Below are 22,534 nucleotides of genomic sequence, written 5' to 3'. Positions count from 1 at the left end.
TAAAGCTGTAGTTTACAGAAATGCGACATCATGGTCCACCTTTTGCACGACGTACGGCCATGCCACTCAGCGAAGGCCGAGCACATCCTGCATGTCGTACAGGCCACTGCCCTGCCCTTCCAACCACTGCGCGGCGCGCACGGCGCCACGGGCGAAGGTCATGCGGCTAGAGGCCTTGTGGGTGATCTCCACGCGCTCGCCATCGGCAGCGAACAGCACGGTGTGATCGCCCACCACATCGCCGGCACGCACGGTGGCGAAACCGATGGTTTCGCGCGGACGAGCACCGGTCTGGCCTTCGCGACCGTACACGGCCACTTTCTCCAGATCGCGACCCAACGCATTGGCGACCACTTCGCCCATGCGCAGCGCGGTACCGGACGGCGCGTCGACCTTATGGCGGTGGTGCGCTTCGATGATCTCGATGTCCACTTCGTCGCCCAGCACACGGGCAGCGGTATCGAGCAGCTTCAGGCAGAGGTTCACGCCGACGCTGTAGTTGGCGGCGAAGACGATCGGGATGTCCCTGGCCGCATCGTTCAGCAGCGCCTTCTCCTCGACGGTGAAGCCAGTGGTGCCGATAACCATCGCCTTGCCCGCCCTGCGGCAGACTTCCAGATTCTTCAGGGTCACGGTCGGGTGGGTGAAGTCGATCAGCACGTCGAACTCGTCGACCACCTTGGCCAGGTCGCCCGACAGCGGCACGCCGATGCGGCCCAGGCCGGCCAGCTCACCGGCATCGGCACCGACCAGAGTACTGTCCGGGCGGTCGACCGCCGCGGTCAGGCCGGCGCTGCCGCCCGTCTGCTGCACCGCCTCGATCAGGGTCTTGCCCATGCGCCCGGCGGCGCCCATTACGGCAATACGTCGCATAACATCAGCTCCAAGCAACAAGCTGCAAGCTGCAAGCGCCGCCCCTTAGAGCTTGTCGCTTGCAGCTTGCGGCTCGAGAAAGTCATAGATCGTCGAAGAAGCGCTTCATACCTTCGAACCAGCCACTGGCCTTGGGCGAATTGGAAGAGTTGCCCTGCAGGGTATTGCGGAACTCTTCGAGCAGCTCGCGCTGGCGCTTGTCCAGTTGCACCGGAGTCTCCACGACGACGCGGCACATCAGGTCGCCGGCACCGCCACCGCGCACCGGGGCGACCCCCTTTCCGCGCAGGCGGAACAGCTTGCCGGTCTGAGTGCCCTCGGGAATCTTCAGCTTCACGCGGCCATCCAGAGTCGGCACTTCCAGTTCGCCGCCCAGCGCAGCATCGGCGAAGCTGATCGGCACTTCGCAGTACAGGTGCTTGCCGTCGCGCTGGAAGATGTCGTGCTCACGCACGTTCACCACCACGTAGAGGTCGCCCGCCGGGCCACCGTGGGCGCCAGCCTCGCCTTCGCCGGTCAGGCGGATGCGGTCACCGGTATCGACGCCCGCCGGCACTTTCACCGACAGGGTCTTGTGTTCTTCCACGCGACCCTGACCGTGGCAGGAACCACAGGGGTCGGTGATCATCTTGCCGCTGCCGTGGCAGCGCGGGCAGGTCTGCTGCACCGAGAAGAAGCCCTGCTGCATGCGCACCTGGCCGATACCACCGCAGGTGGTACAGGTGACCGGCGTGGTGCCGGGCTTGGCGCCGCTGCCGCTGCAGGTCTTGCAACCGACCAGGGTCGGGACGCGAATGGTCACGGTGGTGCCGCGAACCGCGTCTTCCAGGTCCAGGTCGAGGGTGTAGCGCAGGTCGGCGCCGCGCGCCGGGCCGCCACGGGAACCGCCGCGTCCGCCACCACCACCGAAGAAGTCACTGAAGACATCGCCGAAGATGTCCGAGAAGCTCGCACCACCGAAGCCCGCACCGGCACCGCCCATCTGCGGATCGACGCCGGCATGGCCGTACTGGTCGTAGGCCGCGCGCTTGCTGGCGTCGGACAGAACCTCGTACGCCTCGTTGGCCTCCTTGAATTTGTCCTCGGCCTCCTTGTCGCCGGGATTGCGGTCCGGGTGGAATTTCATGGCCAGCCGGCGGTAGGCCTTCTTCAGGTCCGACTCGCTGGCGCCACGCTCGACACCCAGTACCTCGTAAAAATCACGTTTGGCCATAACTTTCCTGCACCTCGAAAACCTCTCCCCCAGACACGCCGACGCGGGAGCAAGCCCCCGCGTGACGTTTCATGCGCACCGACACGCGGGCCGGTGCGCTGGAGCGCAAGCTTGCACGCGGCTTACTTGTTCTCCTTGACCTCTTCGAATTCGGCGTCGACGACATCGTCACCCGCCTTGTCGTCAGCGGCCTCGCCCTGAGCGGCAGCGCCCGGCTGCGGCTGTTCGGCGTACATCTTCTGCGCCAGCGGGGTGGACGCCTGGGACAGCGCGTTCATCTTCGCTTCGATCTCGGCCTTGTCGTCACCTTTCACGGCAACTTCCAGCTCGCCGAGCGCCTTGTCGATGGCGGCTTTCTCCTCGGCGGTGGCCTTGTCGCCAGCCTCGGTGACCATCTTGCGAGTGGCGTGGACCAGCGCGTCACCCTGGTTGCGGGCAGCGGCCAGTTCCTCGAACTTGCGGTCCTCCTCGGCGTTCGCCTCGGCATCACGCACCATCTGCGCAATCTCGTCCTCGGACAGGCCGGAGGAGGCCTTGATCACGATGGACTGCTGCTTGCCGGTGGCCTTGTCCTTGGCGCCGACGTGCAGGATGCCGTTGGCGTCGATGTCGAAGGTCACTTCGATCTGCGGCACGCCACGCGGAGCCGGCGGAATGTCGGCCAGGTCGAACTTGCCCAGCGACTTGTTCTGCGCGGCTTGCTTGCGCTCGCCCTGCAGCACGTGGATGGTCACGGCGCCCTGATTGTCATCGGCGGTGGAGAACACTTGCGACTTCTTGGTCGGGATGGTGGTGTTCTTGTCGATCAGCGCGGTCATCACGCCACCCAGGGTTTCGATACCCAGGGTCAGCGGGGTGACGTCGAGCAGCAGCACGTCCTTCACGTCGCCGGCCAGCACGGCGCCCTGGATGGCAGCACCCATCGCGACGGCTTCGTCCGGGTTGACGTCCTTGCGCGCTTCCTTGCCGAAGAACTCGGCAACGGTCTTCTGCACCAGCGGCATGCGGGTCTGGCCGCCGACCAGGATCACTTCGTCGATCTTCGAGACGTCCAGGCCTGCGTCTTTCAGCGCAACGCGGCACGGCTCGATGGTGCGGGTGACCAGGTCTTCCACCAGGGATTCCAGCTTGGCGCGGGAAACCTTGACGTTCAGGTGCTTCGGACCGCTGGCGTCAGCGGTGACGTACGGCAGGTTGACGTCGGTCTGCTGGGTGGAGGACAGCTCGATCTTGGCCTTCTCGGCAGCTTCCTTCAGGCGCTGCATGGCCAGCGGGTCGCCCTTGAGGTCCATGCCGGATTCTTTCTTGAATTCTTCGACGAGGTAGTCGATCAGGCGCAGGTCGAAGTCTTCACCACCGAGGAAGGTGTCACCGTTGGTGGCCAGTACTTCGAACTGGTGCTCGCCATCGACTTCGGCGATTTCGATCACGGAAACGTCGAAGGTGCCGCCGCCCAGGTCGTAGACGATGATGGTGTGGTCGCCCTTGGCCTTGTCCAGGCCGTAGGCCAGCGCAGCTGCGGTCGGTTCGTTGATGATGCGCTTGACGTCGAGACCGGCGATGCGGCCGGCGTCCTTGGTGGCCTGGCGCTGGCTGTCGTTGAAGTAGGCCGGAACGGTGATGACCGCTTCGGTGACAGGTTCGCCGAGATAGTCTTCGGCGGTCTTCTTCATCTTCTTCAGGACTTCGGCGGAGACCTGCGGCGGAGCCATCTTCTGGCCCTTGGCCTCGACCCATGCGTCGCCGTTGTCAGCCTTGACGATCTTGTAAGGCACCATCTTGATGTCTTTCTGTACGACGTCTTCTTCGAAGCGACGACCGATCAGGCGCTTCACCGCGTACAGGGTGTTGGTCGGGTTGGTCACGGCCTGGCGCTTGGCCGGCTGACCTACCAGGATTTCGCCATCGTTGGCGTAGCCGATGATCGATGGGGTGGTACGAGCGCCTTCGGCGTTCTCGATGACCTTGACGTTACCGTTCTCCAGGATGGACACACAGGAGTTGGTGGTCCCCAGGTCGATACCAATGATTTTGCCCATATTCACTCTCCAGAAATTAGATTCCGCGCTGACCCTGTTGCGGGTATTTGGCTCGGTTGATTACCCAGATGGGGACCGGGTGGTGGATTTCAAGCCTTCTCGTCGATCGAAGGCGGGGTTTGTTCGGGCGCCTTGCTGACCACGACCATCGCCGGACGCAGCAGGCGACCGTTGAGCAGGTAACCCTTCTGGAACACCTTGACCACGCTGCCCGGCTCCAGGTGCACGCTCTCCTCCATCGCCATCGCCTGGTGATGTTCGGGATTGAACGGCTCGCCGTGCGGATCGACCGGCTCCAGGTTGTAGCGCTTGAGGGTGTCGTGGAACATCTTCAGGGTCAGCTCGATGCCTTCGCGCATCGGCCTGATCGCCTCATCGGTCGAACTGGACATCTCCAGCGCGCGCTCGAGGGTATCGACGATCGGCAGCAGGTCGCCGGAGAACTTCTCCAGGGCGAACTTGTGCGCCTTCTCCACGTCCTGCTCGGCACGGCGGCGGACGTTCTGCAGTTCGGCGACGGCGCGCAGGCTCTGATCCTTGGCCGCGGCGACCTGCTCTTCCAGCTCCAGCACGCGGGCGTTCAGGTCCTCGGCAGCACCGGTGTCCGGCTGCTCGTTGAACTGGGAATCCTGAGTCTGTTGTTCGTCAGACATGCCACTCTCCTAAAAAAGAAAATAAGCCTTTGAAAACAAAGCGAACCCATTGGTCCGCGGCTCTGCCGTCTATATGGGGTGGGATTCGGCCACTTCAAGGGCCGAGAGGAGAATTGCCAGCAGCTCAAAATACTGTATAAATAACCAGACCTATTGATGGAGCCGCCGCCCATGCTGGTTCACCTGTCCGTGCACAACTACGCCATCGTCGAGCACCTCGATCTCGAGCTCGCCGCCGGCATGACCGTGATCACCGGCGAAACCGGCGCCGGCAAATCGATCATGCTCGACGCCCTCGGCCTGGCCCTGGGCGACCGTGCCGACAGTGGCGTGGTGCGCCCCGGCTCGGACAAGGCCGACATTCTCGCCAGCTTCGATGTCAGCGCGATTGCCGAAGCCCGCGACTGGCTGGCCGAGCGCGACCTGGAACAGGACGGTCCGTGCATCCTGCGCCGGGTGATCACCGCCGAAGGCCGCTCCCGCGCCTACATCAACGGCACGCCCTGCCCGCTGGGCGACCTCAAGCACCTGGGCGAGCTGCTCATCGATATCCACAGCCAGCACGAGCACCAGTCCCTGCTCAAGGCCGACACCCATCGCCGCCTGCTCGACGAATTCGCCGGCAGCCAGGATCTGGCGCGCCAGGTACACCTCGCCGCGCAGCGCTGGAAGCAGACCCGCCAGGAACTGGACCGTCTGTCGCGCAACGGCGACGAGCAGCGCGCCCGCCACCAGTTGCTCAGCTACCAGTTGGAAGAGTTGGAAAACCTCGGCCTGAGTGATAACGAACTGGAGTCGCTGGAGGCCGAACACAGAACCCTGAGCAACGCCGGCAGCCTGATCGCCGCCTGCCGCCAGGTCGTCGAGCTGTGCAGCGAAAGCGATGCCGGCAACGTGCTCTCGGCGCTGACCTCCAGCCTGAACCGCCTGACGGCCTTCCAGAGCCAGCCGGCAGCGCTCTCCGAAGCCGTGAACCTGCTCTCCAGCGCGCAAATCCAGGTAGAGGAAGCCATCGGCGAACTGAACCGCTTCGTCGATCACTTCGACGCCGACCCCATACGTCTGCAGCAGTTGGAAGAACGCATGGATGCCATCTACAGCCTTGCGCGCAAGCACCGCGTGCAGCCCCACGAACTGCAGGATCTGCAGCAACGCCTGCTGGACGAACTGGAAGCGCTGAACGCCGACGACGAAGCCGTGGAGCGCCTGGGCGACGAACTGGCCGCCTACGCCCGCCACTATCAGGAGAAGGCCGACGAACTCAGCCGCCTCCGCCAGGGCGCCGCGCCGCAACTGGCCAAGGCCGTGGAGGTGGAAATGCAGCGCCTGGGCATGCCGGGCGGGCGCTTCGCCATCGAACTGCGCGACGCCACCTCGGACGAACCGCAGGTCAACGGCCTGGAGCAGCTGGAGTTCCTGGTCAGCGCCAACCCCGGCCAACCCATCAAGGGCCTGGCAAAGGTCGCCTCCGGTGGCGAATTGTCGCGCATCAGCCTGGCGATCCAGGTGATCACCGCGCAGACCTCGCGCATCCCCACCCTGGTCTTCGACGAAGTGGACGTCGGCATCGGCGGCCCCACCGCCGAAGTGGTCGGCCAATTGCTGCGCCGCCTGGGCGATCGCGGCCAGGTACTGACCGTCACCCACCTGCCGCAGGTTGCCGCCCAGGGCCACCAGCACCTGTTCGTGCACAAGGATCGCGACACCCGCGAAACCCGCACCGCCGTGGCCAACCTGAAGAAGGCCGAACGCATCGAGGAAATCGCCCGCATGCTCGGCGGCGTCGACCTGACCAAGGAATCCCTGGCCCACGCGCGCAAGATGGTGGATTCCGCCCTACAGGGCTGATCCTGCAGGAGCGAGCTTGCTCACAAACGTGCGTCCGGCCACTCCAGCGCTGAGCGGTTCGCGAGCAATCTCGCTCCTACATGAAAGACGCCCGAAAATAAAAACGGCGACCCTTGGGTCGCCGTTTCTGCATCCGCATGCGCTTACTTCTTCTTGCGCACGTAGAGCACCAGATTGTGATCGACGAGCTCGAAGCCGCGCTCGCGGACGATCTCCTTCTGGCGTTTCTCGATTTCCGAGTCCATGAACTCGATCACTTCGCCGGTATCGACGCAGACCATGTGATCGTGGTGACCGCTGTCCGCCAGCTCGAAGACGGCATGACCGCCGTCGAAGTTGTGGCGAACCACCAGGCCGGCGGCCTCGAACTGGGTCAGCACGCGATAGACAGTGGCCAGACCTACGTCCTCCCCTGCCTCCATCAGCGCTTTGTAGACATCCTCCGCGCTCATGTGGCGTTGCTCGGCGGAATCGAGCATTTGGAGGATCTTGACGCGCGGCAGCGTGACCTTCAGTCCGGCTTTGCGCAGTTCGCTATTTTCAACCATGTGTGCTTTCTCGGCGCGGGATGCTTCGCAGCTTCCCTCAATGCAGGTATGATCGGGATTTCGTCGCTCAGCCAAGATAGTGGAAGTCACCCCCCGATGCAAAATGCCAAGCTCATGCTGACCAGTCTCGCTTTCACGCTGGGACTCGCCGCACTCGCCGGTTGCTCTTTCCCGGGGGTTTACAAAATCGACATCCAGCAGGGCAACGTCGTAACACAAGACATGATAGACCAGTTGAAGCCTGGAATGACCCGACGCCAAGTGCGGTTTATCATGGGTAACCCCTTGATCACCGACACTTTCCACCCTGATCGCTGGGATTACCTGTACAGCATCCAGCCCGGTGGCGGTCAGCGCCAGCAGGAACGCATGAGTCTGTACTTCAGCGACAGCGACCAACTGGTTGGCCTCAACGGCGACTTCATGCCCGGCGTGAGCCGTGACGAGTCGATCCTCGGCAAGGAAGGCAGCCCGGCCACCGCGCCGTCGCAACCGACCCAGCAGCAACCCGAGCAACCCAAGGAAGAACCGGCCAAGCCCGGCTCCGTAGAAGAGCAGATCCAGAAGGAAGTGGACCAGGTCGAAACCGTACCGATCCCGACTCCAGAACCGCTGGACGTGAACCCGCAATAAGGGGCCTGCCCCAACGAAAAAGCCCGGCCAATGCCGGGCTTTTTGTTGCCTGTTATTTCATGACTCGAGAACTCAGCCTCTGGCAGCTTTCGCGCGGGCGGCGCGCTGCTTGCGCACTTCCTTGGGATCGGCGATCAGCGGCCGGTAGATTTCCACCCGCTCGCCCTCTTCCAGTACGCGCTCATCGGGCCTGGCCACGACCTTGCCGAAGATCCCCAACGGGCACCGCTGCACATCCAGATCGGGGAACTGCGCAGCGATGCCCGACAGCAGCACCGCCTCGCGCATCCGCGTACCGTAGGGCACGCTCAGGCGCAGCAAGGATTGCCGCTCGGGCAGCGCATAGACCACCTCGATGGCGATACTCGCCGGCTCAGCCATGCAACTGCTTGGCGCGCTGGCAGAAGGCATCGACCATCGTGTTCGCTGCCTGGGTGAACAGCGGGCCGAGGGTGGCCTTCACCAGGGCGCCGGCGTAATCGAAGGTCAGGTCGAGGGAAATCTTGCAGGCCTTGTCCCCCAGGGCCTTGAAGGTCCACACGCCGTGCAGCTGGGTGAAGGGGCCTTCCTCGAGATTCATCTCGATGCTCTGGCCGGGCACCAGCACGTTACGCGTGGTGAAACGCTGGGTGATGCTGCCTTTGGCCACGGTCAGCTCGGCGCGCATGGACACCTCGCTCTCATCCAGCACGGTGGAAGCCGAGCACCAGGGCAGGAACTCCGGATAGCGCGCTACATCGTTGACCAGGTCGTACAGAGCCTGCGCCGGGTAGGGCAGCAGCGCCGAACGCTGGATATGCGTGCTCATAGACGTCTCGCTTTGTCATGGGGCGGCTCGAATGCCCGCCGATCAAAAAACAGCGCGCATTCTCCGAGATTAGTCACGCCCCCTCAAGCGTGCATGCCGGCATGCACCGTCCCGATAGCGGCGCGGCGAGCGACTCCCTATAATGCGCGGCCTATGGCTAAACAGAAAAAACACCCTTCGGGGACCATCGCGCAGAACAAGAAGGCTCTGCACGACTACTTCATCGAGCAGCGCTTCGAGGCGGGCATCGCCCTGGCCGGCTGGGAAGTCAAAAGCCTGCGCGCCGGCAAAGCGCAGCTGGTGGACAGCTACGTGCTGCTCAAGGATGGCGAAGCCTGGCTGCTGGGCAGCCACATCACGCCGCTGACCACCGCCAGCACCCACGTCATCGCCGACCCCGTGCGCACGCGCAAGCTGCTGCTGCACAAACGCGAGCTGGGCAAGCTGTTCGGTGCCGTGCAGCAGAAAGGCTACGCCTGTGTCGCGCTGTCGATTTACTGGAAGAAGCACCTGATCAAGTGCGAGATCGCACTGGCCAAGGGCAAGAAAGAGTTCGACAAGCGCGACACCGAGAAGGAGCGTGACTCCAACCGGGAAATCCAGCGCGCCATGCGTCACGGCAAGGACGACTGACGCCTTCGCGCCCTCCACCCGAGAGGGCGCGATCACATCAGGCGTCCACCGCCCCCTGGCGTCGTTGCGCGCGCTGCAGACGCACCTCTTGCGCCTGCGCCTCGGCCAGCACTTCCTGCACGTAGTCGATATGCCGCTGGGAAATCTCCCGCGCCGCTTCCGCGTGCCCGCCGACAATCGCCTCGTATAGCTCGCGGTGCTGACGCATCAGTTGCTCGCGAGTCTCGTCGCGTTGCGCGTACATCCCGCCGATATTGGTCACCACGTTGCGCTTGAGCAGGTCGAACAGGCCACGGATGGTGTGCAGCAACACGGCATTGTGGCTGGCCTCGGCGATGGCCAGGTGGAAGGCCGCATCCGCCGCGCCCTCCTCCGCCCGACCGACCTTGCCGGGGCTCTGGTAGCAGTCCTGCAGGGTGTCGAAGGCCTGCTTCAGGCGCTGGTGATCCACCTCGGTCGCGCGCTGCGCGGCGTAGTAGGCGCAGGAGCCCTCCAGGGTATGGCGGAACTCCAGCAGGTCGCGCTGCGCCTCCGGATTGCTTTCCAGCAGATGCAGCAGCGGATCGCTGAACATCGAACCCAGCCCTTCGCTGACGTAGTTGCCGCCACCCTGGCGACTGACCAGCAGCCCCTTGGCGGCCAGCTTCTGGATCGCCTCGCGCAGTGACGGCCGCGACACGCCGAACTGCTCGGCCAGCACACGCTCCGCCGGCAGGCGCTCGCCAGCCTTGAGGGTGCCCTCGAGAATCATCGCCTCCAGCCGCTCGACGATGTCATCCGACAGACGGCGCTGCTTGACCTGACCAAAACCCATCTTCGTGCTCTCCCACGACAAAACGCTCTGCGCCGCGACCTGCGCGCCGAGCGCGGCAGCCTAACCAGCCCGGAAGCCGGCAACAAGACCACCCCATCCCTCCGGGCGCCATCGACAAAAGTTGAACCACAGCAAATTGACATGCCGCCAGCAGGGCTTTTACTCTGAGCGCTCGGATTTGTAAATTGGTCATACCAATTTACCGGAATCCGGATTGCACGACAACAGATGCACGAAAGACAACAAGCCGCGATCAGTCGACCGTCTGCCCAACGCGCCACAAGCGCACCGGAATCGCCCGACCGGCAACCAGGCCCTCCACCCAAAAACAATTAGGGAGCCAACCAGATGCAAACCTGGCAGCAGATCTACACCCCGCTCGGCAGCCTTGGCCTGTCCGCGCTGGTCGCCGTTATCCCGATCGTGTTCTTCTTCCTCGCCCTCGCCGTGTTCCGCCTCAAGGGCCACGTCGCCGGCAGCATCACCCTCGCCCTCTCGATCATCATCGCCATCGTCGCCTTCGGCATGCCCGCCGACATGGCCATCGCCGCCGCCGGCTATGGCTTCGCCTACGGCCTGTGGCCGATCGCCTGGATCATCGTCGCGGCGGTGTTCCTCTACAAACTCACGGTCAAGAGCGGCCAGTTCGAAGTGATCCGCAGCTCGGTGCTGTCGATCACCGGCGACCAGCGCCTGCAGGTGCTGCTGATCGGCTTCTCCTTCGGCGCCTTCCTCGAAGGTGCGGCGGGCTTCGGCGCGCCGGTGGCGATCACCGCCGCCCTGCTCGTCGGCCTGGGTTTCAACCCGCTGTACGCCGCCGGCCTGTGCCTGATCGCCAACACCGCACCGGTGGCCTTCGGCGCCCTGGGCATCCCGATCATCGTGGCCGGCCAGGTGACCGGCATCGACGCCTTCAAGATCGGCGCCATGACCGGCCGCCAGCTGCCGTTCCTGTCGATCCTCGTGCCGTTCTGGCTGGTGTTCATGATGGACGGCCTCAAGGGCGTGAAGGAAACCTGGCCGGCCGCCCTGGTCGCCGGTGGCAGCTTCGCCATCACCCAGTACTTCACCTCCAACTTCATCGGCCCGGAACTGCCGGACATCACCTCCGCCCTGGTCAGCCTGATTTCCCTGACCCTGTTCCTCAAGGTCTGGCAGCCGGCCAGCGAGCGTGAAGTGGTCGCCACCGCCGGCGGCGCCGCCGTCATGGGCGGCAACGGCTCCCGCGGCGCCGAGCCTTCGCCCTACAACTTCGGTGAAATCCTCAAGGCCTGGTCGCCCTTCCTGATCCTCACCGTGCTGGTCACCATCTGGACCCTGAAGCCGTTCAAGGCGATGTTCGCGCCGGGCGGCACGCTGTACAGCCTGGTGTTCAACTTCGCCATCCCGCACCTGGACCAACTGGTGGTGAAGACCGCGCCCATCGTCGCCAACCCGACGCCGATCGCCGCCGTGTTCAAGCTGGACCCGATCTCGGCCACCGGCACCGCGATCTTCCTCTCCGCCGTGATCTCGATGTTCGTGTTGCGCATCGGCGCGAAAACTGGTCTGACCACCTTCAAGGAGACCCTGGTCGAGCTGAAATGGCCGATCCTCTCCATCGGCATGGTGCTGGCCTTCGCCTTCGTCACCAACTACTCGGGCATGTCCACCACCCTGGCGCTGGTCCTGGCCGGCACCGGCGCGGCCTTCCCGTTCTTCTCGCCGTTCCTCGGCTGGCTGGGCGTGTTCCTCACCGGTTCGGATACTTCCTCCAACGCCCTGTTCAGCTCGCTGCAGTCCACCACCGCACACCAGATCGGGGTCAACGACACCCTGCTGGTGGCCGCCAACACCAGCGGCGGCGTGACCGGCAAGATGATCTCGCCGCAATCCATCGCCGTGGCCTGCGCCGCCACCGGCATGGTCGGCAAGGAATCCGACCTGTTCCGTTTCACCCTCAAGCACAGCCTGATGTTCGCCGCTATGGTGGGTCTGATCACCCTCGCGCAGGCCTACATCTTCACCGGCATGCTGGTTCACTGACCGAGCGCTGATCGGCTGCGCGTCGGCGATACTGCGTTGGAAATGGCCTCGGAAAGCCGCTTGCGGCTAACGCACTTCAGTGCGGCCCCGAAGGGGCGAGTGGAGCGAGTCATGCTCACCTACAGTTGTAGGCTCCGCTCCCTCGGCCATTTCCGCCTTGTCTCGCTCTAGCTCGCTCGATCCAAAACTTTTCTCTCAAAACGGAAGAGCCCAATGATCATCTCTGCCTCTACCGACTACCGCGCCGCAGCCCAACGCAAGCTGCCGCCGTTCCTCTTCCACTACGCCGACGGCGGCGCCTACGCCGAGCGCACCCTGCGCAACAACGTCGACGACCTGGCCAACATCGCCCTGCGCCAGCGCGTGCTGAAGAACATGTCCGAACTGAGCCTCGAGACGACGCTGTTCAACGAAACGCTGAGCATGCCCGTCGCCCTGGCTCCGGTCGGCCTGACCGGCATGTACGCGCGGCGCGGCGAGGTGCAGGCAGCCCGTGCGGCCGCCGCGAAAGGCATTCCGTTCACCCTGTCCACGGTGTCGGTCTGTCCCATCGAGGAAGTCGCCCCGGCCATCGACCGGCCCATGTGGTTCCAGCTCTACGTGCTCAAGGACCGCGGCTTCATGCGCAACGCCCTGGAGCGCGCCAAGGCCGCTGGCGTCACTACGCTGGTGTTCACCGTCGACATGCCGGTGCCCGGCGCCCGCTACCGTGACGCCCACTCCGGCATGAGCGGTCCGAACGCGCCGCTGCGCCGTGTCTGGCAAGCCATGACTCACCCGCAGTGGGCGCTGGACGTCGGCCTGCTGGGCAAGCCCCACGACCTGGGCAACATCTCCAAGTACCGTGGCAACCCCACCGGTCTTGCCGACTACATCGGCTGGCTGGGCGCCAACTTCGACCCGTCGATTTCCTGGAAGGACCTGGAGTGGATTCGCGACTTCTGGGACGGCCCAATGGTGATCAAGGGCATCCTCGATCCCGATGACGCGAAAGACGCGGTGAAATTCGGTGCCGACGGCATCATCGTGTCCAACCACGGCGGCCGCCAGCTCGACGGCGTGCTCTCCAGCGCCCGCGCCCTGCCGGCAATTGCCGATGCGGTGAAGGGCGACCTGAAGATCCTCGCCGACTCTGGCATCCGCAACGGCCTGGACGTGGTACGGATGATTGCCCTGGGCGCGGACACCGTGCTCATCGGCCGCGCCTTCCTCTACGCCCTGGCGACCCACGGCGAGGCCGGCGTGAAGAACCTGCTGGACCTGTTCGAGAAGGAAATGCGCGTGGCAATGGTGCTGACCGGCGCCAAGTCCATCAGCGAGATCACCCGTGATTCGCTGGTGCGCGAACTGGGCGCGTAAACGCCTTCTTTTCGTAGGAGCGAGCTTGCTCGCGAACCCGCCCAGCTCAGTGCCTTTCCGGTTCGCGAGCAAGCTCGCTCCTACAATTCAGACCGCGCCTCGGCGCGTTCGATAAAAGAACACCGATGGGCCGTCCAGCGGTCCACGCTCACCGATGATGACTGGAGCCGCCATGAGCCTGCCCGCCGCGTTCCTCGACACGGTAGAACACCTGATCCCCCGCGAGCGCCGCTTCGACGATGCGCTCTCGACCCTGGCCTTCGGCACCGACGCCAGCTTCTACCGGCTGATCCCCAAGCTGGTGATCCGCGTCGAGAGCGAAGACGAAGTCGCCAGCCTGCTCAAGGCCGCCCACACCAACGCGGTCGCGGTGACCTTCCGCGCCGCGGGCACCAGCCTCTCCGGCCAGGCCGTGAGCGACTCGGTGCTGCTGGTGCTGGGGGACAACTGGAACGGCCGCGACATCCGCGACGGCGGCACGCAGATCCGCCTGCAGCCCGGCGTCATCGGCGCCCAGGCCAACGCCTGGCTTGCTCCGTTCGGCCGCAAGATCGGCCCCGACCCGGCCTCGATCAACGCCTGCAAGATCGGCGGCATCGTCGCCAACAACGCCAGCGGCATGTGCTGTGGCACGGCGCAGAACAGCTACCACACCCTGGCCGGCATGCGTCTGTTGCTGGCCGACGGCACGTTGCTGGACAGCGAGCTGCCCGCCAGCGTCGCCGCCTTCCACGCAAGCCACGGCGCACTGCTCGAGCAACTCGCCGAGCTGGGCCGGCAGACTCGCGCCAATACCGAACTGGCCGCGAAGATCCGCCACAAGTACCGCCTGAAGAACACCACCGGGCTGTCCCTGAATGCATTGGTCGACTACGACGAGCCGCTGGATATCCTCACCCACCTGATGGTCGGCTCCGAGGGCACCCTCGGCTTCATCAGCGCGGTGACCTACGACACCGTGCCGGACCACCCGCACAAGGCCAGCGCGCTGATCGTCTTCCCCGACGTGGAGACCTGCTGCAAGGCCGTGACCGTGCTCAAGCAGCAGCCGGTGTCCGCCGTGGAACTGCTCGACCGTCGCAGCCTGCGCTCGGTGGAGAACATGCAGGGCATGCCCGAGTGGGTGCAAAGCCTGTCCGCGAATGCCTGCGCGCTGCTCATCGAATCCCGTGCGGCGACCCAGTCGCTGCTGCACGAACAACTCGCACAGATCAGCGCCTCCATCACCGATTACCCGGTGGAGAAGCAGGTCGACTTCAGCGAAGACCCGCTGGTCTACAACCAGCTCTGGCGCATCCGCAAGGACACCTTCCCGGCCGTCGGCGCGGTGCGCGAGACCGGCACCACGGTGATCATCGAGGACGTCACCTTCCCCGTCGAACAACTGGCCGAAGGCGTCAACCGCCTGATCGAGCTGTTCGACAAGCACGGCTATGACGAGGCCATCCTGTTCGGCCACGCGCTGGAAGGGAACCTGCACTTCGTCTTCACCCAGGGCTTCGAATCGCCTGAACAAGTGGCGCGCTACTCGGCCTTCATGGACGACGTCGCGCACCTGGTCGCCGTCGAATACGGCGGTTCGCTCAAGGCCGAACACGGTACCGGGCGCAACATGGCGCCCTTCGTCGAGCTGGAGTGGGGCCACGACGCCTACCGGTTGATGTGGCAGTTGAAACGCCTGCTCGACCCCACCGGCATCCTCAACCCCGGCGTGGTGCTGACCGACGACCCGCAACTGCACCTGAAGAACCTCAAGCCGCTACCGGCCGCCGACGAGATCGTCGACAAATGCATCGAGTGCGGCTTCTGCGAGCCGGTCTGCCCGTCCAGGGGGCTGACCCTCAGCCCGCGCCAGCGCATCGTCATGTGGCGCGACATCCAGGCGAAACGCCGCGCCGGCATCGACACCACGCAGCTCGAACGCGACTACCAGTACCAGGGCATCGACACCTGCGCCGCCACCGGCCTGTGCGCCCAGCGCTGCCCGGTGAACATCAACACCGGCGACCTGATCCGCAAGCTGCGCGGCGAGGACGCCCGCCACGCCGGTACGGCCACCTGGCTGGCACGCAACTTCGCCACGGCCATGCAAGGCACGCGCCTCATGCTGCACGCCGCCAATGGTATGCGCAGGCTGCTGGGCGCTCCGCGCCTGGCCGGACTCAGCACCTCCATCAGCCATGCCAGCAAGGGCCGCGTGCCGCAGTGGACACCGGCCATGCCGCAACCGGTGCGGCTGTCATCCGTGCCGCAGGCTGTGGATAACGGCCAGCCGAGGGTCGTCTACCTGACCGCCTGCGTCTCGCGCGCAATGGGCCCGGCGGCGGCGGACGAAGAGCAGATGCCGCTGGTCGACAAGACCCGCCAGTTGCTGGAAAAGGCCGGCTACCAGGTGGTCTTCCCGGACAACGCCGACAACCTCTGCTGCGGCCAGCCGTTCGCCTCCAAGGGCTACAAGGACCAGGCCGACGCCAAGCGCGACGAACTGCTCGCCGAACTGCTGCGCGCCAGCCGTGGCGGCCTCGACCCGATCTACTGCGACACCAGCCCCTGCACCCTGCGCCTGATGCAGGACCTGGCGGACGACCGGCTGAAAATCTACGACCCGGTGAAGTTCATCCGCACCCACCTGGTCGAGCGCCTGGACTTTCAGCCACAGGACAAGCCGGTAGCCGTGCATGTCACCTGCAGCACCCAGCACCTGGGCGAGAGCCAGGCGCTGATCGATCTGGTCGGACGCTGCACCCGCGAAGTGGTGATCCCCGAGGGCATCCACTGCTGCGGCTTCGCCGGCGACAAGGGCTTCACCACCCCCGAGCTGAATGCGCACTCGCTGCGCACGCTCAAGGACGCGGTGCGGCACTGCGAGGAAGGCGTCTCCACCAGCCGCACCTGCGAAATCGGCCTGTCCACCCACGGTGGTATCGACTATCGCGGGGTGGTCTACCTGGTGGATCGCGTGACCCGAGCTAGAGCGACGGACGCGCAACCGTAGGGCGCATAACGCCCCGAGCGTTATCCGCCGTCTCTGCGGACGGCGAATAACCTGTTCCAGGTTATTCGCCCTACGATCCCCCCGAATTAACCCGCTCTTAATCCATCATTGCCACCCTCTGCCGGAAACGAGAGCGGCCGGCTATCCTGCTGCACAAGGCCGGTTGAGGGGACATCGATGAGAATCCTGTTGGCGGAAGACGACCAGTTGCTGGGCGATGGCATTCGCTCGGGGCTCGGTCTGGAAGGCGACACCGTGGACTGGGTCAATGATGGCCTGGCCGCCGATCAGGCGTTGCAGACCGACGAGTTCGACCTGCTGGTGCTCGACCTCGGCCTGCCGCGTAAGGACGGCCTGGACGTGTTGCGCAGCCTGCGCCGGCGCGGCGACCTGACGCCGGTGCTGATCCTCACCGCCCGCGACAAGGTGGCCGACCGCGTGGCTGGCCTCGACGCCGGCGCCGACGACTACCTGACCAAACCCTTCGACCTCGACGAACTGCTCGCCCGCGTCCGCGCCCTCACCCGCCGCCGCACCGGCCGTGCCGTGCCGCTGCTGCAGCACGGCGAACTGATGCTGGACCCGGCCACCCATCAGGTCAGCCTCGCCGGTACATCGGTGGACCTGGCCCCGCGCGAGTACGCCCTGCTGCGCCTACTGCTGGAACAACGCGGCAAAGTGCTGTCGCGCACCCGCCTGGTGGAGGCCCTGTATGGCTGGGACGGCGACCTGGAGAGCAACGCCATCGAGGTCCACATCCACCACCTGCGCCGCAAGCTGGGCAACGGCCTGATCCGCACCGTACGCGGCATCGGCTACGGCATCGACCGGCCCGGCAACCCCTCCCAGCCGTGAGTCTCGCCCCGCGCCGCGTCGGCTCGCTCAGCCGCCGACTGTTGCTCCTGCTGATCGGCGGCATTTCGCTGTGCTGGCTGGTCGCGGGCCTGTTCACCTACCACCTGACCCGTCAGCAGGTGAACCAACTCTACGACCAGGACATGATCGACTTCGGCCAGGCCGCGCTGAGCCTGGTGAACATCGCCGACGCCGTCGACCCGCAGTCCAGCGACGCAATGGAAATCCTCGCCCGCAGCCGCAACGCCATCGAGGGGCTACCGCTGATCCGCCGCGAAGCCACCCTCGGCTATGCCATCTGGTACCACGGCCAACCCCTGATCGCCACCCACAGCCCGCCGCGCGGAATCGAAGCCCAGCCGCCGGGCTTCTCCGGCCTGCAACGCGACGACGTGAACTGGCGTGTCCTGCAGATCGCCTCGCCGGGCGCCGGCGAAGTCCGCATCTGGGTCTTCGAAGACCTGCACTACCGCTCGAAAACCCTGCGTCTGCTGCTGTTCAGCGCGCTGTTCCCACTGCTGCTGGCGCTGCCGCTGTTCCTCGTCCTGGTCTGGCTCGGCGTCCGCCAGGGCCTGGCGCCACTGCGCGGCCTGATCGACCAGGTCCACCTGCGCACCGCCCAGAGCCTGCATCCGCTGTCGCTGAGCCGGGCGCCGGTGGAAGTGCACAGCCTGGTCAACGAACTGAACCTGCTGCTGGAGCGCCTGCACTCGGCGATGGAAGCCGAACGCCGCCTGACCAGCGACGCCGCCCACGAAATCCGTACGCCGCTGGCCAGCCTGCGCACCCACGCCCAGGTCGCGCTGCGCTCCGCCGACCCGGCGGCCCACGCCCACGGCTTGCAGCAGGTCAGCCGCAGCGTCGAGCGCATCAGTGCGCTGATGGAGCAGATCCTGCTGCTGGCCCGACTCGACGGCGAAGAACTGCACGAAACCTTCAGCCACATCGATCTCGGTCCGCTCGCCGAGGAAACCATTGCCGAACTCGCCCCCCAGGCCATCGACAGGCACATTGAACTCACCCTCGACGCCCATCCGGGCTGTACTCTGATGGGCGTACCGGTCTGGCTCGGGCTGATCCTCACCAACCTGGTCGGCAACGCCCTGCGCTATACGCCCGAGGGCGGCCGCGTGGAGGTGAGCCTGGAACGCACGGACGACACGCTCGCACTCTGGGTGCGCGACAACGGCCCCGGCGTGGCGCAGGCCGAGCAGGCAGCCATCTTCACCCGTTTCTATCGCAGCCCCAGCGTTGCCAACAGCGCCGGCAGCGGACTCGGGCTGCCCATCGTCAAGCGCATCGTGGAGATTCACCGCGGCCGTATCAGCCTGCACGAAGGGCTGGATGGCGCCGGCCTGGGCGTGTGCGTCGAGCTGCCGGCAACCACTGGCGAAAAAGACTGAACCTGGCGAAAAGCCCGGCAGTCGACCCTGTACGGTCCGCGTGAACGGTCCGCGATAACCCGGTCAATTTGCCAGGAGTACAGCCATGAAACGTACCGCCTTGCTCATTACCGCCGCCCTGCTGGCGTCGCCGGCCTTCGCCGCCGACCTGTGCAGCGACAATCTGCAGAAAATCGACGCTGCCGTGCAGTCCAACGCCGGCACCGCACAAACCCAGGATCAGGCCATGCGCCTGCAGGAAAAAGCCATCCAGGCCCAGCAGTCGGGCGATACCAAGGCCTGCATCGCACAGACCGAGAAAGCCCTGAAGCTGCTCAAGCAGAGCGGTAAGTCCTGATCCCGCTTCGACGGCCGGTCGGACCGGCCGGCCGCCCCATTTCCCGTGCGCCTGCCGCACCGAGGCGCTCGCATGGGTTTCCTGCACCGATAAGCCCCACGAAGCTCTCGCCATTCGCGAGAAAGCAGTTCATTCCTCCGCCCGACCACCTCCCTAAGATGTAGCGATTGCCGATCGACAATAATCACAACCGGAATCGCCATGCCCCTGACGCACCTGCTCATCGCCAACCGTGGCGAGATTGCCATCCGCATTGCCCGCGCCGCCGCCGAGCTGGGTATCCAGACGCTGGCGATCTTCGCCGAGGACGACGCCGCCTCGCTGCACACGCGCCAGGTCGACCAGGCCGCGGCCCTGAAAGGGCGTGGCGCCAGCGCCTATCTCGACCAGCAGCAGATCATCGAGATCGCCCTGGCGCACGGCTGCGACGCGATACATCCGGGCTATGGCTTCCTCTCCGAAAACGCCGACTTCGCCCGCCGCTGCGAAGCGGCCGGCCTGACCTTCGTCGGCCCCTCGGCGGACGTGCTCGCGTGCTTCGGCGACAAGGCCCGCACCCGCGACCTGGCCAGCGCGCACGGCGTGGCATTGGCCGCGGGCAGCAACCGCGCCACTGCGCTGGAGGACGCCGAGCGCTTCTTCCGCGAACTGCCCGGCGGGTCCGGCATGATGATCAAGGCCCTGGCCGGCGGCGGTGGACGCGGCATGCGCGCGGTACGCAGCCCCGAGGAAATTGCCGACGCCTACGCGCGCTGCCAGGCCGAGGCCCACGCGGCCTTCGGCGATGATCGGCTCTACGTGGAGCGCCTGATCCAGCGCGCCCGCCATATCGAAGTGCAGGTGATCGGCGACGGCCGCAGCGTCAGTCACCTCTGGGAGCGCGACTGCACCCTGCAGCGGCGCAACCAGAAGCTGCTGGAAATCGCCCCCAGCCCGAACCTGCACCCGCGCCTGCGCGGCGCCATCCTCGCCGCCGCCGTGCGCCTGGCCGAAGCCGTGGACTATCGCGGTCTGGGCACTTTCGAGTTCCTGCTGGACGAGGACAGCGGTGACTTCGTGTTCATGGAAGCCAACCCACGCCTGCAGGTGGAACACACCGTCACCGAAGCGGTGACCGGCATCGACCTGGTCCAGGCGCAACTGCGCATCGCCGCTGGCGCCAGCCTCGCCGAACTGAACCTGACCCAGGCGGAGATCCCCGCGCCGCGCGGCCACGCCCTGCAACTGCGGATCAACCTGGAAAACCTCGCCAGCGACGGCACGCCCCACCTCGCCTGCGGCACCCTCAGCGCCTACGAACCGCCCAGCGGCCCCGGCCTGCGCGTGGACGGCTACGGCTACGCCGGCTACCGCAACAGCGCCGGCTACGACTCGCTGCTGGCCAAGCTGATCGTCCACGGCAACGGCGGTTATCCACAGCTGGTGCAGCGCGCCTACCGCGCCCTCTGCGAATTCCGCCTGGAGGGTGTGGCGAGCAACATCCCGCTGCTGCTCAACCTGCTGCGCCAGCCGGCAGTGGCGGACAACCAGGTCACCACGCGCTACATCGAAGAACACCTGCCCACGCTGCTCGGCGCGCAGGAACATGCCCATCCGCACCGTTTCTTCAACCATGCCGGCGCGGCGCCGGAAATCCAGCGCACCAGCGAAGCGCCCGTCGGTTGCATTGCGCTGGGAACGCCCAGCGCTGGTGTGCTGGTCAGCCTGAACGTCATCCCCGACGACGCGGTCGCCCAGGGCCAGACCATCGCCGTGATCGAAGCGATGAAGATGGAGTTCGAAGTGAAGGCCAGCGCCAGTGGCATCGTCCACAGTCTCGCCGCCACGCCCGGCGACAGCCTCGGCGAGGGCGACGCGCTGCTGTTCGTCGAACCGGCGGATGTCGAAGCGCAGGACCATGAAAGCGCTGCCGCCATCGACCTCGACGCCATCCGCGCCGACCTCGCCGAAGTCCTTGAACGCCATGCCATCGGCCTCGACGAGCGCCGCCCGGACGCCGTAGCCAAGCGCCACAGGATCGGCAAGCGCACCACCCGCGAGAACCTCGCCAACCTGCTCGATGACGGCAGCTTCATCGAGTACGGCGCCCTGGCCATCGCGGCCCAGCGCCGCCGTCGCAGCGTCGAAGAACTGATCGCCAGCAGCCCGGCAGACGGCCTGGTCAGCGGACTGGGCAGCATCAATGCCGCGCAGTTCGGCGACGAGAGGGCCCGCTGCCTGGTGCTGGCCTACGACTACACGGTGTTCGCCGGCACCCAGGGCGTGATGAACCACAAGAAGACCGACCGCATGCTGCACCTGGCCGAGCAATGGCGCATCCCGCTGGTGCTCTACGCGGAAGGCGGCGGCGGGCGTCCGGGCGACACCGATTTCGTCGGCGTGGCCGGGCTGGACAACATGAGCTTCGTCGGCCTGGCGCGGCTCTCCGGGCTGGTGCCGCTGGTGGGCGTGGTCTCCGGCCGCTGCTTTGCCGGCAACGCCGCGCTGCTGGGTTGCTGCGACGTGATTATCGCCACCCGCGATACCAGCCTGGGGATGGCCGGCCCGGCAATGATCGAGGGCGGCGGCCTGGGCAGGTTCGCCCCCGAGGAAGTCGGCCCCAGCGACGTGCAGAGCGCCAATGGCGTGATCGACGTACTGGTGGAAGACGAGGCCGAAGCCACCCGCATCGCCCGCCAGTACCTCGCCTACTTCCAGGGCGACAGCACCGACTGGCAGTGCGCCGACCAGCGCCTGTTGCGCCACGCGGTGCCGGAGAATCGCCTGCGGGTCTACGACATCCGCCAGGTCATCGAGCAACTGGCCGACAGCGGCTCGGTGCTGGAACTGCGCCGGCACTTCGCAGCCGGGATGGTCACCGCGCTGGTGCGTGTCGAAGGCAAGCCGTTCGGCCTGATCGCCAACAACCCCATGCACCTGGGGGGCGCCATCGACGCCGAGGCCGGCGACAAGGCCGCGCGCTTCATGCAGCTGTGCGACGCCTTCGACCTGCCGATCATATCCCTGTGCGACACCCCCGGCTTCATGGTCGGCCCGGAGGCAGAGAAGACCGGCACCGTACGCCACGTCTCGCGCATGTTCGTCACCGCCGCCAGCCTGACCGTGCCCTTCTTCACCGTGGTGCTGCGCAAAGGCTACGGCCTGGGTGCGCAGGCAATGGCTGCCGGCAGCTTCCACGCTGCGCTGTTCACCGTCGCCTGGCCCAGCGGCGAGTTCGGCGCAATGGGCCTGGAAGGCGCGATCCGCCTCGGCTACGCCAAGGAGCTGGCTGCGCTGGAGGACCCGCAAGAGCGGCAGGCGCTGTTCGACAAGCTGGTCGCCGCCGCCTACCGCAACGGCAAGGGCCTGAACATGGCGAGCTACCTGGAGATCGACGACGTGATCGACCCCGCCGACACCCGCCGCTGGCTGCTGCGCGGGCTCGCCTCGGTGCCACGCCCGGCTCCGCGCCAGGGCAAGAAGCGTCCACTGATCGACACCTGGTGACCCAGCGGGTTG

The 22,534-nt window shown here is 65.8% G+C and carries 18 protein-coding genes; 10 read left to right on the top strand and 8 right to left on the bottom strand.

Annotated elements, in window-relative coordinates; genetic code table 11:
* Positions 1-66: 66 nt before the first annotated feature.
* From dapB to grpE, 4 genes are all read right to left on the bottom strand, one after another.
* Entirely contained in the window at positions 67-873 is an 807-nt protein-coding gene (dapB, locus tag ACYCAX_RS21520) for a 4-hydroxy-tetrahydrodipicolinate reductase (protein ID WP_460248785.1), read from the bottom strand.
* Positions 874-955: 82 nt separating this feature from the next.
* The gene (gene dnaJ, locus ACYCAX_RS21515) at positions 956-2,086 is read right to left on the bottom strand and encodes a molecular chaperone DnaJ (RefSeq protein WP_015478945.1); all 1,131 of its coding nucleotides are present in this window, start codon (positions 2,084-2,086) and stop codon (positions 956-958) included.
* 122 nt (positions 2,087-2,208) lie between these two features.
* Positions 2,209-4,125 carry a molecular chaperone DnaK gene (gene dnaK, locus ACYCAX_RS21510; RefSeq protein ID WP_294976574.1) on the bottom strand — a complete coding sequence of 639 codons (1,917 nt, stop codon included), beginning with the start codon at positions 4,123-4,125 and terminating at the stop codon, positions 2,209-2,211.
* Positions 4,126-4,214: 89 nt separating this feature from the next.
* On the bottom strand, positions 4,215-4,778 hold the full coding sequence (grpE, locus tag ACYCAX_RS21505; protein WP_015478947.1) for a nucleotide exchange factor GrpE: 564 nt from the start codon (positions 4,776-4,778) through the stop codon (positions 4,215-4,217).
* 171 nt (positions 4,779-4,949) lie between these two features.
* Here grpE and recN point away from each other — a divergent pair, with 171 nt between their 5' ends.
* Entirely contained in the window at positions 4,950-6,626 is a 1,677-nt protein-coding gene (gene recN, locus ACYCAX_RS21500) for a DNA repair protein RecN (RefSeq protein WP_460248784.1), read from the top strand.
* Positions 6,627-6,769: 143 nt separating this feature from the next.
* Here the strand turns inward: recN and fur are convergent, their stop codons facing one another.
* On the bottom strand, positions 6,770-7,174 hold the full coding sequence (gene fur / locus ACYCAX_RS21495; RefSeq protein WP_015478949.1) for a ferric iron uptake transcriptional regulator: 405 nt from the start codon (positions 7,172-7,174) through the stop codon (positions 6,770-6,772).
* 96 nt (positions 7,175-7,270) lie between these two features.
* Between fur and ACYCAX_RS21490 the strand changes: the two genes are divergently transcribed.
* The gene (locus ACYCAX_RS21490) at positions 7,271-7,807 is read left to right on the top strand and encodes an outer membrane protein assembly factor BamE (protein ID WP_041712194.1); all 537 of its coding nucleotides are present in this window, start codon (positions 7,271-7,273) and stop codon (positions 7,805-7,807) included.
* A 72-nt stretch (positions 7,808-7,879) separates the two neighbouring features.
* Here ACYCAX_RS21490 and ACYCAX_RS21485 read toward each other — a convergent pair whose 3' ends face one another.
* Together ACYCAX_RS21485 and ACYCAX_RS21480 are read right to left on the bottom strand one after the other, a co-directional pair.
* Entirely contained in the window at positions 7,880-8,188 is a 309-nt protein-coding gene (locus ACYCAX_RS21485) for an RnfH family protein (protein WP_460248783.1), read from the bottom strand.
* Positions 8,181-8,615, bottom strand: a complete 435-nt coding sequence (locus ACYCAX_RS21480) for a type II toxin-antitoxin system RatA family toxin (protein ID WP_015478952.1) — start codon at positions 8,613-8,615, stop codon at positions 8,181-8,183. The genes ACYCAX_RS21485 and ACYCAX_RS21480 overlap by 8 nt, the downstream gene beginning before the upstream one ends.
* Positions 8,616-8,768: 153 nt before the next feature.
* Here ACYCAX_RS21480 and smpB point away from each other — a divergent pair, with 153 nt between their 5' ends.
* Positions 8,769-9,248 (top strand): SsrA-binding protein SmpB, encoded by a 480-nt coding sequence (gene smpB / locus ACYCAX_RS21475; RefSeq protein ID WP_015478953.1) that lies wholly within the window; start codon positions 8,769-8,771, stop codon positions 9,246-9,248.
* A 37-nt stretch (positions 9,249-9,285) separates the two neighbouring features.
* Here smpB and ACYCAX_RS21470 read toward each other — a convergent pair whose 3' ends face one another.
* Positions 9,286-10,062, bottom strand: a complete 777-nt coding sequence (locus tag ACYCAX_RS21470) for an FCD domain-containing protein (RefSeq protein ID WP_460248782.1) — start codon at positions 10,060-10,062, stop codon at positions 9,286-9,288.
* A 348-nt stretch (positions 10,063-10,410) separates the two neighbouring features.
* On the opposite strand from ACYCAX_RS21470, the gene ACYCAX_RS21465 reads away from it, so the two are divergent.
* The 7 genes from ACYCAX_RS21465 to ACYCAX_RS21435 all read left to right on the top strand — a co-directional run bounded on the left by ACYCAX_RS21465 (position 10,411) and on the right by ACYCAX_RS21435 (position 22,522).
* Entirely contained in the window at positions 10,411-12,087 is a 1,677-nt protein-coding gene (locus tag ACYCAX_RS21465; RefSeq protein ID WP_015478955.1) for a lactate permease LctP family transporter, read from the top strand.
* Positions 12,088-12,300: 213 nt separating this feature from the next.
* Complete coding sequence (gene lldD, locus ACYCAX_RS21460) at positions 12,301-13,446, top strand: FMN-dependent L-lactate dehydrogenase LldD (protein WP_015478956.1); 1,146 nt, start codon at positions 12,301-12,303, stop codon at positions 13,444-13,446.
* A 172-nt stretch (positions 13,447-13,618) separates the two neighbouring features.
* A complete protein-coding gene (locus ACYCAX_RS21455; protein WP_460248781.1) occupies positions 13,619-16,441 on the top strand; it encodes an FAD-binding and (Fe-S)-binding domain-containing protein in 2,823 nt (940 codons plus the stop codon).
* A 177-nt stretch (positions 16,442-16,618) separates the two neighbouring features.
* Positions 16,619-17,296, top strand: coding sequence for a response regulator (locus ACYCAX_RS21450; protein WP_460248780.1), 678 nt, complete (start codon positions 16,619-16,621; stop codon positions 17,294-17,296).
* Positions 17,293-18,699, top strand: coding sequence for a sensor histidine kinase (locus ACYCAX_RS21445; protein ID WP_460248779.1), 1,407 nt, complete (start codon positions 17,293-17,295; stop codon positions 18,697-18,699). Before ACYCAX_RS21450 ends, ACYCAX_RS21445 begins: the two co-directional genes overlap by 4 nt.
* A gap of 85 nt (positions 18,700-18,784) precedes the next feature.
* Positions 18,785-19,036: a hypothetical protein gene (locus ACYCAX_RS21440; protein ID WP_015478960.1), complete on the top strand. Its 252-nt coding sequence runs from the start codon at positions 18,785-18,787 to the stop codon at positions 19,034-19,036.
* Positions 19,037-19,237: 201 nt separating this feature from the next.
* Positions 19,238-22,522, top strand: coding sequence for an acetyl-CoA carboxylase family protein (locus ACYCAX_RS21435; protein WP_460248778.1), 3,285 nt, complete (start codon positions 19,238-19,240; stop codon positions 22,520-22,522).
* Positions 22,523-22,534 lie beyond the last annotated feature (12 nt).

The sequence above is a fragment of the Pseudomonas sp. MT3 genome (assembly GCF_054720805.1).
The sequence above is the reverse complement of the archived record's forward strand: the minus strand, read 5'-3'. Positions and strand labels throughout refer to the sequence as shown.